The sequence below is a fragment of the Pseudomonas sp. IPO3749 genome, assembly GCF_013386605.1.
Classification (GTDB): Bacteria; Pseudomonadota; Gammaproteobacteria; order Pseudomonadales; family Pseudomonadaceae; genus Aquipseudomonas; species Aquipseudomonas azotoformans_A.
The window spans coordinates 18,491-33,225 of the sequence record NZ_JACARN010000032.1 but is presented as its reverse complement, the minus strand read 5'-3'; the positions used below and the strand labels follow the sequence as shown (position 1 = coordinate 33,225).

At 61.6% G+C, this 14,735-nt stretch carries 15 protein-coding genes; 14 read left to right on the top strand and 1 reads right to left on the bottom strand.

What is annotated here, in order from left to right:
• The first annotated feature begins 74 nt into the window (after positions 1–74).
• Positions 75–1,640, top strand: a complete 1,566-nt coding sequence (locus tag HX812_RS13945) for a PAS domain-containing methyl-accepting chemotaxis protein (RefSeq protein ID WP_038847993.1) — start codon at positions 75–77, stop codon at positions 1,638–1,640.
• 94 nt (positions 1,641–1,734) lie between these two features.
• On the opposite strand, the gene HX812_RS13940 is transcribed toward HX812_RS13945, so the two are convergent.
• Complete coding sequence (locus HX812_RS13940) at positions 1,735–2,427, bottom strand: alpha/beta family hydrolase (RefSeq protein WP_038847990.1); 693 nt, start codon at positions 2,425–2,427, stop codon at positions 1,735–1,737.
• A gap of 79 nt (positions 2,428–2,506) precedes the next feature.
• Between HX812_RS13940 and ccoN (HX812_RS13935) the strand changes: the two genes are divergently transcribed.
• The 13 genes from ccoN (HX812_RS13935) (at position 2,507) to HX812_RS13875 (ending at position 14,723) form a co-directional block, all read left to right on the top strand.
• A complete protein-coding gene (gene ccoN / locus HX812_RS13935; protein ID WP_016979314.1) occupies positions 2,507–3,931 on the top strand; it encodes a cytochrome-c oxidase, cbb3-type subunit I in 1,425 nt (474 codons plus the stop codon).
• Between the two features lie 10 nt (positions 3,932–3,941).
• Complete coding sequence (gene ccoO / locus HX812_RS13930; RefSeq protein WP_038847986.1) at positions 3,942–4,550, top strand: cytochrome-c oxidase, cbb3-type subunit II; 609 nt, start codon at positions 3,942–3,944, stop codon at positions 4,548–4,550.
• A 3-nt stretch (positions 4,551–4,553) separates the two neighbouring features.
• A complete protein-coding gene (locus tag HX812_RS13925; protein ID WP_010208563.1) occupies positions 4,554–4,754 on the top strand; it encodes a cbb3-type cytochrome c oxidase subunit 3 in 201 nt (66 codons plus the stop codon).
• Complete coding sequence (ccoP, locus tag HX812_RS13920) at positions 4,751–5,698, top strand: cytochrome-c oxidase, cbb3-type subunit III (protein ID WP_038847984.1); 948 nt, start codon at positions 4,751–4,753, stop codon at positions 5,696–5,698. Before HX812_RS13925 ends, ccoP (HX812_RS13920) begins: the two co-directional genes overlap by 4 nt.
• Positions 5,699–6,047: 349 nt before the next feature.
• The gene (ccoN, locus tag HX812_RS13915; protein ID WP_016979311.1) at positions 6,048–7,490 is read left to right on the top strand and encodes a cytochrome-c oxidase, cbb3-type subunit I; all 1,443 of its coding nucleotides are present in this window, start codon (positions 6,048–6,050) and stop codon (positions 7,488–7,490) included.
• Positions 7,490–8,098 carry a cytochrome-c oxidase, cbb3-type subunit II gene (gene ccoO / locus HX812_RS13910; RefSeq protein WP_003193167.1) on the top strand — a complete coding sequence of 203 codons (609 nt, stop codon included), beginning with the start codon at positions 7,490–7,492 and terminating at the stop codon, positions 8,096–8,098. The genes ccoN (HX812_RS13915) and ccoO (HX812_RS13910) overlap by 1 nt, the downstream gene beginning before the upstream one ends.
• 6 nt (positions 8,099–8,104) lie before the next feature.
• A complete protein-coding gene (locus tag HX812_RS13905; protein ID WP_003175465.1) occupies positions 8,105–8,290 on the top strand; it encodes a CcoQ/FixQ family Cbb3-type cytochrome c oxidase assembly chaperone in 186 nt (61 codons plus the stop codon).
• Positions 8,287–9,264, top strand: a complete 978-nt coding sequence (gene ccoP / locus HX812_RS13900) for a cytochrome-c oxidase, cbb3-type subunit III (protein ID WP_038847980.1) — start codon at positions 8,287–8,289, stop codon at positions 9,262–9,264. The genes HX812_RS13905 and ccoP (HX812_RS13900) overlap by 4 nt, the downstream gene beginning before the upstream one ends.
• Before the next feature lie 171 nt (positions 9,265–9,435).
• Positions 9,436–9,690: a type II toxin-antitoxin system Phd/YefM family antitoxin gene (locus tag HX812_RS13895; RefSeq protein ID WP_038847979.1), complete on the top strand. Its 255-nt coding sequence runs from the start codon at positions 9,436–9,438 to the stop codon at positions 9,688–9,690.
• Positions 9,690–10,100 (top strand): type II toxin-antitoxin system VapC family toxin, encoded by a 411-nt coding sequence (locus tag HX812_RS13890; RefSeq protein ID WP_038847976.1) that lies wholly within the window; start codon positions 9,690–9,692, stop codon positions 10,098–10,100. The genes HX812_RS13895 and HX812_RS13890 overlap by 1 nt, the downstream gene beginning before the upstream one ends.
• A 207-nt stretch (positions 10,101–10,307) precedes the next feature.
• The gene (ccoG, locus tag HX812_RS13885; RefSeq protein ID WP_038847975.1) at positions 10,308–11,711 is read left to right on the top strand and encodes a cytochrome c oxidase accessory protein CcoG; all 1,404 of its coding nucleotides are present in this window, start codon (positions 10,308–10,310) and stop codon (positions 11,709–11,711) included.
• Between the two features lie 14 nt (positions 11,712–11,725).
• Entirely contained in the window at positions 11,726–12,265 is a 540-nt protein-coding gene (locus HX812_RS13880) for a FixH family protein (RefSeq protein ID WP_015885303.1), read from the top strand.
• Between the two features lie 7 nt (positions 12,266–12,272).
• Positions 12,273–14,723, top strand: a complete 2,451-nt coding sequence (locus HX812_RS13875; RefSeq protein ID WP_038847973.1) for a heavy metal translocating P-type ATPase — start codon at positions 12,273–12,275, stop codon at positions 14,721–14,723.
• The last annotated feature ends 12 nt before the right edge of the window (positions 14,724–14,735 follow it).

Genomic DNA, 14,735 nt, shown 5'->3' with positions numbered 1-14,735 from the left:
ATTATTGCAAAAATAAGTTAAATAACCGCCTGTAGCTGCCGATACCCCCTGAAAGCCTTGCGGATTGAACAATCATGCGTAATAACCAACCCGTTACCCAGCGCGAACGTACCTTCCCCGCTCAGCAACGGTTGATCTCCACCACAGATGCCAAAGGCGTGATCACCTACTGCAACGACGCCTTCGTCGAAATCAGTGGGTTCTCCCGCGACGAACTGGTGCGTGCCCCGCACAACCTGGTCCGTCATCCGGACGTTCCGGCGGCGGTGTTCGCGCACATGTGGTCGACGCTCAAACAAGGCTTGCCATGGATGGGCATTGTCAAGAATCGCTGCAAGACCGGTGACCACTACTGGGTCAACGCCTATGTAACGCCGGTTTTCGAAGGCAACCAGGTGGTCGGCTACGAATCGGTGCGCATCAAGCCCACCGCCGAGCAGATCCGCCGGGCCGAAGCGCTCTACCACCGCATCAACCAAGGCAAGTCAGCAATCCCTCAGCGGGACAAGTGGCTGCCGGTGTTGCAGGACTGGCTGCCGTTTATCCTGGTGAGCCAGTTGAGCTTCATGATCGGCGCCACCCTCACCTCCCAATGGGGCTTTGCCCTGGCGGCGGGGCTGTCGGTGCCGCTGGGCCTGCTGGGCTTGAGCTGGCAACAGCGCGGCCTCAAGCGCTTGCTGCGCCTGGCCGAACAGACCACCTCCGACCCGTTGATCGCGCAGATGTACACCGACAGCCGTGGCGCCCAGGCGCGGCTGGAGATGTCGATCCTCAGCCAGGAAGCCCGTCTGAAGACCTGCCTGACGCGCTTGCAGGACACTGCCGAACACCTGAACGACCAAGCCGCGCAATCCAACACCCTGGCGCATAACAGCTCCAGTGGCCTGGAACGCCAGCGCGTCGAGACTGAGCAGGTGGCGACTGCCGTCAACCAGATGGCAGCCACTACCCAGGAAGTCGCCAGCCACGTTCAACGTACCGCCGATGCGACCCAAGAGGCCAACCGCCTGACCGGTCGCGGCCGCGATATCGCCGGGGAAACCCGCGAGGCGATTCAGCGTCTGTCCGTCGCAGTGGGTGAGACCGGCGTGACCGTGACCCAACTGGCCAAGGACAGTGATGAGATCGGCGGCGTGGTCGACGTGATCAAGGGCATTGCCGACCAGACCAACCTGCTGGCACTGAACGCGGCCATTGAAGCGGCACGTGCCGGCGAGATGGGTCGTGGTTTTGCGGTGGTCGCGGACGAAGTCCGTCAACTGGCGCAACGCACAGCTGAATCGACCGGGCAGATCCACGCCCTGATCGCCAAGCTGCAACAGACTGCCGCCGCCGCCGTGCAAACCATGGACGCCGGGCACCGCCAGGCTGAAGAAGGTGTGGCGCGGGTGATGGAGGCGGATCAGGCGCTGGTGGGCATCAGTGAGGCGGTGGCGCATATCACCGACATGACCACGCAGATCGCGGCGGCAACTGAAGAGCAAAGCTCGGTGGCCGAAGAGATCAGCCGTAACATCAGCACCATTGCATTGCTGGCGGATCAGACGTCGGAGCAGGCGTTGAACTCGGCGCAGTTAAGTGAAGAATTGACTCACACAGCCAATACCCAGTACTCCCTGGTCGAGCGTTTTAACCGGTAGACCGCTTTCGCGAGCAAGCCCGCTCCCACATTTAACCGCGCACATCCCTTGGAATGCGGTCGAATGTGGGAGCGGGCTTGCTCGCGAAGAGGCCCTAACAGCCGCCGAGAAATTCAGCCACTCTCACCGCCGCAGCCTCCAGATGTTGCTCATGGCTGAACCCCGACGCCTTCAACGGCTTCAAGTCATGATCCCCCGCCACCAGCCACATCACCTCGATGCTCGGCGACAACGCATACCCCTCCACCGCCGCCCGATTGCCCAAAGCATCCCGCTCGCCCTGCACAATCAAGGTCGGCGTCTTCAACCCAGCCAGATGCTCAGTCCTCGGCTTCTCCGGTTTACCCACCGCATAAAACGGATACCCCAGGCACACCAACCCGTCCGCGCCCACTTCATCCGCCAGCAAACTGGCCATGCGCCCGCCCATGGACTTGCCGCCAATCGCCAGCTTCCCAGCGACATGACGTCGCACCTCGGCCACCACCTCGCGCCAGGTTTCCAGCAGTTTCGGCGCCGGGTTGGGTGGGCGTTTGCCGCCGTCGACACGGCGCTGGGCCATGTAGGGAAATTCGAAGCGCAATACGTTGACGCCATGCCCGGCAAGGCGTGCAGCCATGTCGTTCATAAAGGATGAGTCCATCGGTGCACCGGCACCGTGGGCCAGGATCAGCGTCACAGGTGTACCTCCTGCTACGTCCGCCGCGACATCCCACAACCAGCCGCGGTCCCGCACACACTGCGCCCATTGATCCCCGTCAATACTGGCCTTGTGCTCTTTGCCCATGCTTGCCTCGCTTTTTAGTCTGCCTATAACTCCAGCCCAAGTGCCGCATTGGCTTGGGTTGAACCGTGGATGGGGAACCATGAACACTACATTAAGTACCGCCTATAACTACAAGGTGGTCCGCCAATTCGCCATTATGACGGTGGTGTGGGGCATCGTCGGCATGGGGCTCGGGGTTTTTCTCGCCGCCCAATTGGTCTGGCCTGCACTCAACTTCGACTTGCCGTGGACCAGCTTCGGCCGCCTGCGCCCGTTGCACACCAACGCGGTGATCTTCGCCTTCGGCGGCTGCGCGCTGTTCGCCAGCTCCTTCTACTCGGTGCAACGCACCTGCCAAACCCAGCTGTTCGCGCCGAAAATCGCCGCGTTCTGCTTCTGGGGCTGGCAGCTGGTCATCCTGTTGGCTGCCATCTCCTTGCCACTGGGCTACACCAGTTCCAAGGAATACGCCGAGCTGGAATGGCCGATCGACATCCTCATCACCATTGTCTGGGTGGCCTACGCCATCGTGTTCTTCGGCACGGTGATGAAGCGCAACACCAAGCACATCTACGTCGGTAACTGGTTCTTCGGTGCGTTCATCATCACCGTGGCCATCCTGCATATCGTCAACAACCTGGAAATCCCGGTCAGCCTGACCAAGTCCTACTCCCTCTACGGCGGTGCGACGGATGCCATGGTGCAGTGGTGGTATGGGCATAACGCGGTAGGCTTTTTCCTCACCGCCGGCTTCTTGGGGATGATGTACTACTTCGTGCCCAAGCAGGCCGAGCGTCCGGTGTATTCCTATCGCTTGTCCATCGTGCACTTCTGGGCGCTGATCACCCTGTACATCTGGGCGGGCCCACACCACTTGCACTACACCGCGCTGCCGGACTGGGCACAATCCCTGGGCATGGTGATGTCGCTGGTGCTGCTGGCGCCGAGCTGGGGCGGCATGATCAACGGCATGATGACCTTGTCGGGCGCCTGGCATAAGTTGCGCAGCGACCCGATCCTGCGCTTCCTCGTGGTGTCCCTGGCGTTCTACGGCATGTCGACGTTCGAAGGCCCGATGATGGCGATCAAGACCGTCAACGCCCTCTCCCACTACACCGACTGGACCATCGGCCACGTACACGCCGGCGCGCTGGGTTGGGTGGCGATGATCTCCATCGGCGCGCTGTACCACATGATCCCGAAAGTCTTCGGTCGCGAGCAGATGTACAGCCTCGGCCTGATCAACGCGCACTTCTGGCTGGCCACCATCGGCACCGTGCTCTACATCGCCTCGATGTGGGTCAACGGTATCGCCCAGGGCCTGATGTGGCGTGCGGTCAACGAAGACGGCACCTTGACCTACTCCTTCGTCGAAACCCTGGTGGCCAGCCACCCTGGCTTCATCGTGCGGTTGGTGGGCGGCGCGGTGTTCCTCTGCGGCATGTTCCTGATGGCTTACAACACCTGGCGCACCGTGCGTTCGGCGCAGCCCGTCGAAGCCACTACCACTGCGCAGCTGGCCTGAGGAGTCTGTGATGAAACACGAAACGATTGAAAAGAACGTCGGCCTGCTGATGCTGCTCATGGTGCTGGCCGTGAGCATCGGCGGCCTGACCCAGATCGTCCCGCTGTTCTTCCAGGACGTGACCAACAAGCCGGTGGAAGGCATGAAGCCCTACACCGCACTGCAACTGGAAGGCCGTGACATCTACATCCGCGAAGGCTGCGTACAGTGCCACTCGCAGATGATCCGCCCGTTCCGCGCCGAGACCGAACGCTACGGCCACTACTCGGTCGCCGGCGAAAGCGTGTGGGACCACCCGTTCCTGTGGGGCTCCAAGCGTACCGGCCCGGACCTGGCCCGCGTGGGCGCGCGCTACTCGGACGACTGGCACCGCGCGCACTTGTACAACCCGCGCAACGTGGTGCCCGAGTCGAAAATGCCGGCCTACCCGTGGCTGGTCACCGCCGCCGTCGACAGCAGCCACACCGAGACCAAGTTGAAGGTGATGCGCACCCTCGGCGTGCCGTACACCGACGACGACATCAGTGGCGCCGTCGCCAGCCTCAAGGGCAAGACCGAGATGGACGCGCTGGTTGCGTACCTGCAAGTGCTCGGCACTGCCATCAAGAGCAAGAGGTGAGCCATGGGATTTGAATTCGATGCGGGCACCATCCGCGGCCTCGGCACGCTGGTGGTCGCCATCGCCTTTATCGGCCTGTCGCTGTGGGTGTTCAACAACCGGCGCAATGCGGAATTCGAGCAGGCACGCCTGCTGCCCTTCGCCGATGAACCTTCTCCATCCGACGCTCAAGAAGAGCCTGCAATAAGGAGCACTCGGCCATGACCCTATTCTGGAGTACATGGATCTGCGTACTGACCCTCGGCAGCCTGATCGGCCTGACCTGGCTCTTGGTCGGCACCCGTAAGGGCGAGACCAAGGGCAGCGTCGACCAGACCATGGGCCACGCCTTCGACGGGATCGAGGAATACGACAACCCGCTGCCCCAGTGGTGGTTCATGCTGTTCGCCGGCACCCTAGTGTTTGCGGTCGGCTACCTGATCCTCTACCCGGGCCTGGGCAACTGGAAAGGCGTGTTGCCGGGCTATGAAGACGGCTGGACCCAGACCAAGGAATGGGACAAGGAAATGGCCAAGGCCGACGCCAAGTTCGGGCCGATCTTCGCCAAATTCTCGGCCATGCCCGTGGAAGAAGTGGCCAAGGACCCGCAAGCGCTGAAAATGGGCGGTCGCCTGTTCGCCTCCAACTGCGCGGTGTGCCACGGCTCGGATGCCAAGGGCGCGTTTGGTTTCCCGAACCTGGCGGACAATATCTGGCGCTGGGGCGGCTCGGCCGAAGCGATCAAGACCACCATCCTGAACGGCCGCCACGCGGCGATGCCGGCCTGGGGTGACATGCTCGGCGACGACGGTGTGAAAAACGTCGCCGCTTATGTGCGCCACGATATGGCCAAGCTACCGTTGCCCGCCGACAACAGCGCCGACCTGGCCGCCGGCAAAGCAGCGTTCAACACCACCTGTGTCGCCTGCCACGGTCCGGAAGGCCACGGCATGGAAGCCATGGGCGCACCTGACCTGACCAAGCCGGCCGGCTACATCTACGGCACCAGTCTCGCGCAGTTGCAGCAAACCATCCGCCACGGCCGTCAAGGCCAGATGCCGGCGCAGGAAGTGCTGCAAGGCAACGACAAGGTGCACTTGTTGGCCGCCTATGTTTACAGCCTGTCCCACAACGCTGATGGCGCAACGCCAGAAAGCCAGCCTGAGTAACCGCTGAGCGCTGCCCCAACCTGGGGCAGCCGCTCTACCTGGCTAGCGACCAAGTGTCGCACCCTTCCAAAGCACAACTTTCCCCTCCTCACTTTCGGGTCTACGCTTGTTCCCACAGCGGACCAATCCTGGCGTACGCGACGGCATTCGTTGCGACCCCAAAATTTTCCTGTCCACTCGATCAGCTTTCGATTTCGGATTTTGTCCTTACGCCAAACATGGAAAGGGCGCAGAATCTGGCGTGGAACGCATTGATACAGGTCAGCCATTGCGTTGCAATGGCCCCTCGCTTTCTACATACTTGCGGCCGATTTTACCTATAAAAAAACCTAAACCGTGGAACCTTAGAATGAGCACAGCAATCAGTCCGACTGCTTATAACTATAAGGTAGTCCGCCAGTTCGCCATCATGACGGTGGTCTGGGGGATCCTTGGCATGGGGCTCGGGGTGTTCATCGCCTCGCAACTGGTTTGGCCGGAATTGAATTTCGGTTTGCCATGGACGACCTTTGGCCGCCTGCGCCCGCTGCACACCAACCTGGTGATCTTCGCCTTCGGTGGCTGTGCATTGTTTGCCACCTCTTACTATGTCGTGCAGCGAACCTGCCAGACGCGACTGATCTCCGACAGCCTCGCGGCCTTCACCTTCTGGGGTTGGCAAGCCGTCATCGTGAGCGCCATCGTCACCCTGCCCCTGGGCTACACCACCACCAAGGAATACGCCGAGCTGGAATGGCCGATCGCCATTTTGCTTGCCATCGTATGGGTGACCTACGCCGTGGTGTTCTTCGGCACCATCGTCAAGCGCAAGACCAAGCACATCTACGTGGGCAACTGGTTCTACGGCGCCTTCATCCTGGTGACGGCGATGCTGCACATCGTCAACCACGCGTCGTTGCCGGTGAGCCTGTTCAAGTCCTACTCGGCCTACGCCGGGGCCACGGATGCGATGATCCAGTGGTGGTACGGCCACAACGCCGTGGGTTTCTTCCTGACCACCGGTTTCCTGGGGATGATGTACTACTTCGTGCCCAAACAGGCCGAACGTCCTATTTACTCGTATCGTTTGTCCATCGTGCACTTCTGGGCGCTGATCACCCTGTACATCTGGGCAGGTCCGCACCACTTGCACTACACCGCGCTGCCGGATTGGGCGCAGTCGCTGGGCATGGCGATGTCGATCATTCTGCTGGCCCCGAGCTGGGGCGGCATGATCAACGGCATGATGACCCTGTCGGGCGCGTGGCATAAATTGCGCACTGACCCGATCCTGCGCTTTCTGGTGGTGTCGCTGGCGTTCTACGGCATGTCGACCTTTGAAGGGCCGATGATGGCGATCAAGACCGTCAACTCGCTGTCCCACTACACCGACTGGACCATCGGCCACGTACACGCCGGGGCGCTGGGTTGGGTGGCGATGATTTCCATCGGCGCGCTGTACCACATGATCCCCAAACTGTTCGGCCGTGCGCAGATGCACAGCGTCGCGCTGATCAACACGCACTTCTGGCTGGCCACCATCGGCACCGTGCTCTACATCGCCTCGATGTGGGTCAACGGCATCACCCAGGGTCTGATGTGGCGGGCGATCAACGATGACGGCACCCTCACCTACTCCTTCGTCGAAGCGCTGCAAGCCAGCCACCCGGGCTACATCGTCCGCGCCCTGGGCGGTGCGTTCTTTGCCGCCGGCATGCTGTTCATGGCCTACAACGTCTGGCGCACCGTGCGTGCCTCCGACCCTGCAGAAGCCGAAGCCGCCGCCAAGATCGCCGTTGTGGGAGCCCACTGATGAAGCATGAAGTAGTCGAGAAGAATATCGGCCTGCTGGCCTTCTTCATGGTCATCGCCGTGAGTATCGGCGGCCTGACCCAGATCGTTCCGCTGTTTTTCCAGGACGTGACCAACAAGCCGGTCGAAGGCATGAAGCCGCGCACCGCCCTTGAACTGGAAGGACGCGACGTCTACATCGCCAACGGCTGTGTCGGCTGCCACTCGCAGATGATCCGCCCGTTCCGCGCCGAGACCGAACGCTACGGTCACTACTCGGTCGCTGGCGAAAGCGTGTGGGACCACCCGTTCCTGTGGGGTTCCAAGCGCACCGGCCCGGACCTGGCCCGTGTCGGCGGTCGTTACTCCGATGACTGGCAACGTGCGCACTTGTACAACCCGCGCAACGTGGTGCCTGAGTCGAAAATGCCGGCGTACCCGTTCCTCGTGGAAAACAAGCTCGACGGCAAGGACACCGCGAAGAAGATGGAAGTCTTGCGCACCCTGGGCGTGCCCTACACCGACGAAGACATCGCCGGTGCAGCCGCAGCCGTGAAGGGCAAGACCGAAATGGACGCATTGGTGGCCTACCTGCAAGGCCTGGGCACCATCATCAAAAGCAAACGGTGATTCTTCATGGATATCGGGATGATTCGTGGCCTGGGCACCGTTGTGGTGATGGTGGCCTTTATCGGCCTGGCGTTGTGGGTGTTCAGCCCCAAGCGCAAGTCGGAGTTTGAAGACGCGACCTTGCTGCCCTTTGCGGATGATCCCGAAGCCATCAAGCACGTCGAGCAAGCTTCTAGGAGTAACAAAGAATGACTACGTTCTGGAGTCTGTACGTCACAGTCCTCAGTCTGGGTACCATCTTCGCCCTGACCTGGCTGCTGCTGTCGACCCGCAAGGGCCAGCGCGCCGAGCAAACCGACGAGACCGTCGGCCACTCGTTCGACGGCATTGAGGAGTACGACAACCCACTTCCGAAATGGTGGTTCATGCTGTTCGTCGGCACCATCATCTTCGCCCTCGGCTACCTGGCGCTGTACCCCGGCCTGGGCAACTGGAAAGGCCTGCTGCCGGGCTACAACTACCTCGACACCGAAAAGCAAATCCCCTTCGCCAACGGCCAGACCGGCTGGACCGGCGTACACGAATGGGAAAAGGAAATGGCCAAGTCGGACGCCAAGTTCGGCCCGATCTTCGCCAAATTCGCGTCGATGCCGATTGAAGAAGTGGCCAAGGACCCGCAAGCCTTGAAAATGGGCGGCCGCCTGTTCGCCTCCAACTGCTCGGTGTGCCACGGTTCCGACGCCAAAGGCGCCTATGGCTTCCCCAACCTGACCGACGCCGACTGGCGCTGGGGTGGCGAGCCCGCCACCATCAAGGAAACCATCATGAAGGGCCGCCATGCCGTGATGCCGGCCTGGCTGGATATCCTCAAGGAACAAGGCGTCAGCGACGTCGCCGCGTTCGTGGTGACCAACCTCGACGGCCGCAAGCTGCCCGAAGGCGTGAAAGCCGATGTGGCCAACGGCGAGAAACTCTTCGCCGCCAACTGCGTGGCCTGCCACGGTCCGGCCGGCAAAGGCACCCCTGCCATGGGTGCGCCTGACCTGACCCACCCCGGTGCGTTCATCTACGGTTCCAGCTTCGCCCAACTGCAACAGACCATCCGTTGGGGCCGCCAGGGCCAGATGCCGGCGCAGGAACAACTGCAAGGCAATGACAAGGTGCACTTGCTCGCGGCGTATGTGTACAGCTTGTCCCATGGGGATAAGAAGGCTGAAGAGCAGTAAGCCCTCGAAACATCAAAGCCCCGCGCAGCGAAAGCTGGCGGGGCTTTGTTCATTCTGGCTCTCGGGGTTATGTCAGCAGGAACCCACTACCACTTGTAGCCTCACACTTGCGGTTTGTGACAGCCAAGTAGTAACGTAACTACATCCAGTCTAACGAAGGGGGAGCACCCCATGACCATCACCACCATTTCCAGCCGCGAATTCAACCAAGACACAAGTGGTGCCAAAAAAGCAGCTCGCCAAGGGCCGGTTTTTATCACTGATCGCGGCAAGCCGGCCCATGTACTGCTAAGCATTGAGGACTACCAGAAACTGACAGGGCTCAATGCCGACATCGTTGATCTGCTAGTGATGCCAGAAGCGGCCGATATCGACTTCGAAACCGAACGCGGCGTGATCACTCATCGACCTGTGGACCTCTCTTGATGTACCTACTCGACACCAACGTTATTTCTGAACTTCGCAAACCCCATGCCGATGCAAAGGTGGTCGCATGGGCAAAAAGTGTCATCGCTGCGCGCATGTTTATTTCTGCGATAACGCTTAAAGAATTGGAGACCGGGGTATTGCGTATCGAGCGCCGAGACCCGGTACAAGGCAAGGTGCTAAGAACTTGGCTCAAGCGCCATGTAATGCCCGCTTTTGATTCCAGGATTCTGCCGGTGGATACCGCAGTCGCCCTGCGTTGTGCACATCTGCATGTGCCTGACCGGACCAATGAAAGTGATGCACTGATCGCCGCTACCGCTCTGGTTCACGGGCTGACCGTCGTGACGCGCAACATCAGTGATTTCAAATCCAGCGGCGTCCCACTGATCAATCCGTGGGACGAATGACCTGCTTACTCACCAAAACCGGCCATACTTCCCAAGTCAATTGATCCAGATCACGTACACCATCAATTGATTTCCCCCAACGCGACCAAAGGTCGCACCCTTTGCACAGCATCGGGGGCGTATCATTAGGCCACTGCAACACCCCTAATTTGACCCCGGTTGGCACGTACTGGCCGAGGCAAATCTCCACCGCCGTGGGATGCAATGATGAGCGACCAAATACCGGTACATGACGTTACCCCGCCTGCCAAAACTGTCGACCTCTACGCCTCGCGAGAGAAGATCTACACCCGCGCCTTCACCGGCCTGTTCCGCAATCTGCGTATGCTCGGCGGTGCCGGTCTGTTCCTGCTTTACTTCGGCACCGTGTGGCTGAACTGGGGTGGCCACCAGGCCGTGTGGTGGAACCTGCCGGAGCGTAAATTCTTTATTTTCGGCGCGACTTTCTGGCCCCAGGATTTCATCCTGCTCTCGGGCATTCTTATCGTCGCGGCATTTGGCCTGTTCTTTATCACCGTGTACGCCGGGCGCGTGTGGTGCGGTTATACCTGCCCGCAAAGCGTGTGGACGTGGATCTTCATGTGGTGCGAAAAGGTCACCGAAGGCGACCGCAACCAGCGCATCAAGCTCGACAAGGCCCCCATGGGCGCCAATAAATTCCTGCGCAAATTCAGCAAGCACACCCTGTGGCTGCTGATCGGTTTTGTCACCGGCATGACCTTTGTCGGCTATTTCTCGCCGATCCGCGAACTGGTGTTCGACTTCTTCACGGGCCAGGCCGATGGCTGGTCATATTTCTGGGTGGGTTTCTTCACCCTCGCCACCTACGGCAACGCCGGCTGGCTGCGCGAACAGGTGTGCATCTACATGTGCCCGTACGCGCGTTTCCAGAGCGTGATGTTCGACAAGGACACCCTGATCGTTTCCTACGATCCGCGCCGTGGTGAACTGCGTGGCCCGCGCAAAAAAGGCGTCGACTACAAGGCCCAGGGCCTCGGCGATTGCATCGACTGCACGATGTGCGTGCAGGTGTGCCCGACCGGTATCGACATCCGCGACGGCCTGCAGATCGAGTGCATCGGCTGCGCCGCGTGCATCGACGCCTGCGACAACATCATGGACAAGATGGAGTACCCACGCGGCCTGATCAGCTACACCACCGAGCACAACCTGTCGGGGCAGAAAACCCACAAGCTGCGCCCGCGCCTGATTGGTTATGCATTGGTGCTGCTGGCGATGATCAGCCTGTTGGTGGCCGCGTTCTTTATGCGCTCGCTGGTGGGTTTCGACGTGAGCAAGGACCGCGTGCTGTACCGCGAAAACGCCGAAGGCCGCATCGAAAACGTCTACAGCCTGAAGATCATGAACAAGGACCAGCGCGACCACACCTACGTGCTCGACGCCGCAGGCTTGCCCGACCTCAAGCTGCAAGGCCGCCGCGAAATCAGGGTGGCCGCCGGCGATATCGTCAGCATGCCGGTGGAGCTGTCGAGTGCGCCAGAACAACTGCCGTCGAGCACCAACGAGGTGAAATTCATCCTCACCGATGCCGATGACGCCAGCGTCCATATTGAAGCCAAGAGCCGATTCATCGGCCCACAAGTTCGTTAGAAGAGAGCAGAACCATGTCCGTAGCCACTGCCGCAAGCCCCTGGTACAAGCACCTCTGGCCCTGGATCATCATTGGGATCCTGGCCTGTTCGGTGACCTTGACCCTGTCCATGGTGACCATCGCGGTGAACAACCCGGACAACCTGGTCAACGACAACTACTACGAGGCCGGCAAAGGCATCAACCGCTCCCTGGACCGCGAACTGCTGGCCCAGACCCTGCAACTGCGCGCCAAGGTGCACCTGGATGAGCTGACCGGTGAAGTCGAAGTGAACCTCACCGGCAACAGCAACCCGACCACCCTGGAATTGAACCTGATTTCCCCGACGCAGCCGGAGAAGGATCGCAAGATCAACCTGGCCCGCAGCGACAGCGAACCCGGCCGCTACATCGGCCAGGTCACTGACAAGGTCGAAGGCCGTCGCTTCGTCGAATTGCTCGGCGTCGAAGGCGACCGCACTTGGCGCATGTTCGAAGAAGAACAGGTCAGCCACGACAAGGACTTGCTGCTGGGCGATGAACCGTTGCAGGGTGCTGAAGACCTGAAAAAATAGCAGCGCCATGACCAGCCCAATCCCCTGCTACCACTGCGCCCTGCCCGTTCCGCCGGGCAGCCGCTTCACCGCAGTGATCCTCGGCGAACGCCGCGAGCTCTGTTGCCCAGGCTGCCAGGCGGTGGCCGAAGCCATTGTGGCCGGCGGCCTGGAAAGCTATTACCAACACCGTAGCGAAGCCTCGGCCAACCCCGAGGCATTGCCGGTGCAACTGGTGGACGAGTTGGCGCTGTACGACCGCGCCGATGTGCAAAAACCCTTTGTGCGCCACGAAGGCGAACTGGCCGAAGCCACCCTGTTGATGGAAGGCATCAGCTGTGCTGCGTGCGGCTGGTTGATCGAAAAACACCTGCGCAGCCTGCCCGCCGTGGCGGAGGCGCGGCTGAACCTGTCCAACCATCGCCTGCAAGTGCGTTGGGCCGACGGACAACTGCCGCTGAGCCAACTGCTCAGCGAATTGCGTCATATCGGCTACGCCGCCCACCCCTATCAGCCGGACCGCGCCGCCGAGCAATTGGCCAGCGAAAACCGCCTGGCCCTGCGCCAGCTGGGCGTGGCCGGGCTCTTGTGGTTTCAGGCGATGATGGCAACCATGGCCACCTGGCCGGAATTCAATATCGACCTGAGCCCGGAGCTGCACGTGATCCTGCGCTGGGTGGCGATGTTTCTTACAACGCCCATCGTGTTCTACAGCTGCGCACCGTTTTTCAAAGGCGCCATGCGCGACCTGCGCACGCGTCACCTGACCATGGACGTTTCGGTGTCGTTGGCCATCGGCGGTGCCTACTTGGCGGGGATCTGGACCGCGATCACCGGCGTGGGCGAATTGTATTTCGACGCGGTGGGCATGTTTGCGCTGTTCCTGCTGGCCGGTCGCTACCTGGAGCGCCGCGCCCGCGAACGCACGGCGGCCGCCACTGCGCAATTGGTCAATTTACTGCCCGCCTCATGCCTGCGCCTTAAAGCCGATGGCCAAAGTGAGCGCATCCTTCTCCCTGAGTTGGCACTCGGCGACCGCGTATTGGTCCACCCTGGCGCCGTGCTGCCAGCAGATGGCGTGATCCTCGATGGGCAATCGAGCATCGATGAGTCCCTGCTGACTGGCGAATACCTGCCGCAACCGCGCCAGACCGGCGACGCGGTCACCGCAGGCACCCTCAACGTCGAGGGCGCGCTGACCGTCGAAGTGCGCGCCTTGGGCCACGACACGCGCTTGTCCGCCATCGTGCGCCTGCTGGAACGGGCCCAGGCCGAGAAACCGCGCCTGGCGCAGATCGCCGACCGTGCCGCGCAGTGGTTCCTGCTGTGCTCGCTGATCGCCGCCGCGTTGATCGGCCTGTTGTGGTGGGAGCTGGATGCGTCGCGGGCGTTCTGGATTGTGCTGGCGATGCTGGTGGCGACCTGCCCCTGTGCGCTGTCCCTCGCCACACCCACCGCCCTTACTGCCGCCACCGGCACCCTGCACAAACTCGGCTTGCTGCTGACGCGCGGCCATGTGCTGGAAGGCTTGAACCAGATCGACACGGTGATTTTCGACAAAACCGGCACCCTCACCGAAGGGCGCCTGGCGTTGCGGGCCATCCGCCCTCTGGGCAGCTTGAGCACCGACCTGTGCCTTAGCCTCGCCGCCGCCCTGGAAAACCGCTCCGAACACCCGATTGCCCGCGCTTTTGGCCGCGCGCCACTGGCCGCCGATGAGGTCATCAGTTCGCCAGGGCTGGGTCTTGAAGGGCGTGTCGGCGAGCGCGTATTGCGCATTGGCCAACCGGGTTTCGTCTGTGAACTCAGTGGTTGCCCAACCCCAGCTGCGCCTGAGCTTTCTGGCCAATGGCTGCTCCTGGGCGACCGCGAAGGCGCCCTGGCCTGGTTCGTCCTCGACGACCGCCTGCGCAGCGACGCGCCGGCCTTGCTCGCTGCGTGCAAGGCGCGTGGCTGGCGCACGTTGTTGCTGTCCGGCGACAGTTCGCCGATGGTCGCCAGCGTCGCCGCCGAACTGGGCATCGACGAAGCCCACGGCGGCTTGCGCCCCGATGACAAGCTGCACGTGCTGCAACAACTGCACAAGGAAGGCCGCAAGGTGCTGATGCTCGGCGACGGGGTCAACGATGTGCCGGTCCTCGCCGCCGCCGATATCAGCGTGGCCATGGGCACCGCTACCGACCTGGCCAAGACCAGCGCCGACGCGGTGTTGCTGTCCAACCGCCTGGACGCCCTGGTACAAGCCTTTACCCTGGCACGGCGCACCCGTCGGGTGATCATTGAAAACCTGCTGTGGGCCGGGCTGTACAATGGCCTTATGCTGCCGTTTGCCGCCCTGGGTTGGATCACCCCGATCTGGGCCGCAGTGGGCATGTCCCTCAGTTCGTTGACCGTGGTGCTCAATGCCCTGCGCCTGACTCGCCTGCCGAGCGCGCCAACGGCCCGAGCCCCCTCAGTAACCCGCCCGCTGCCGGTGTGAGCCGCACGGCCA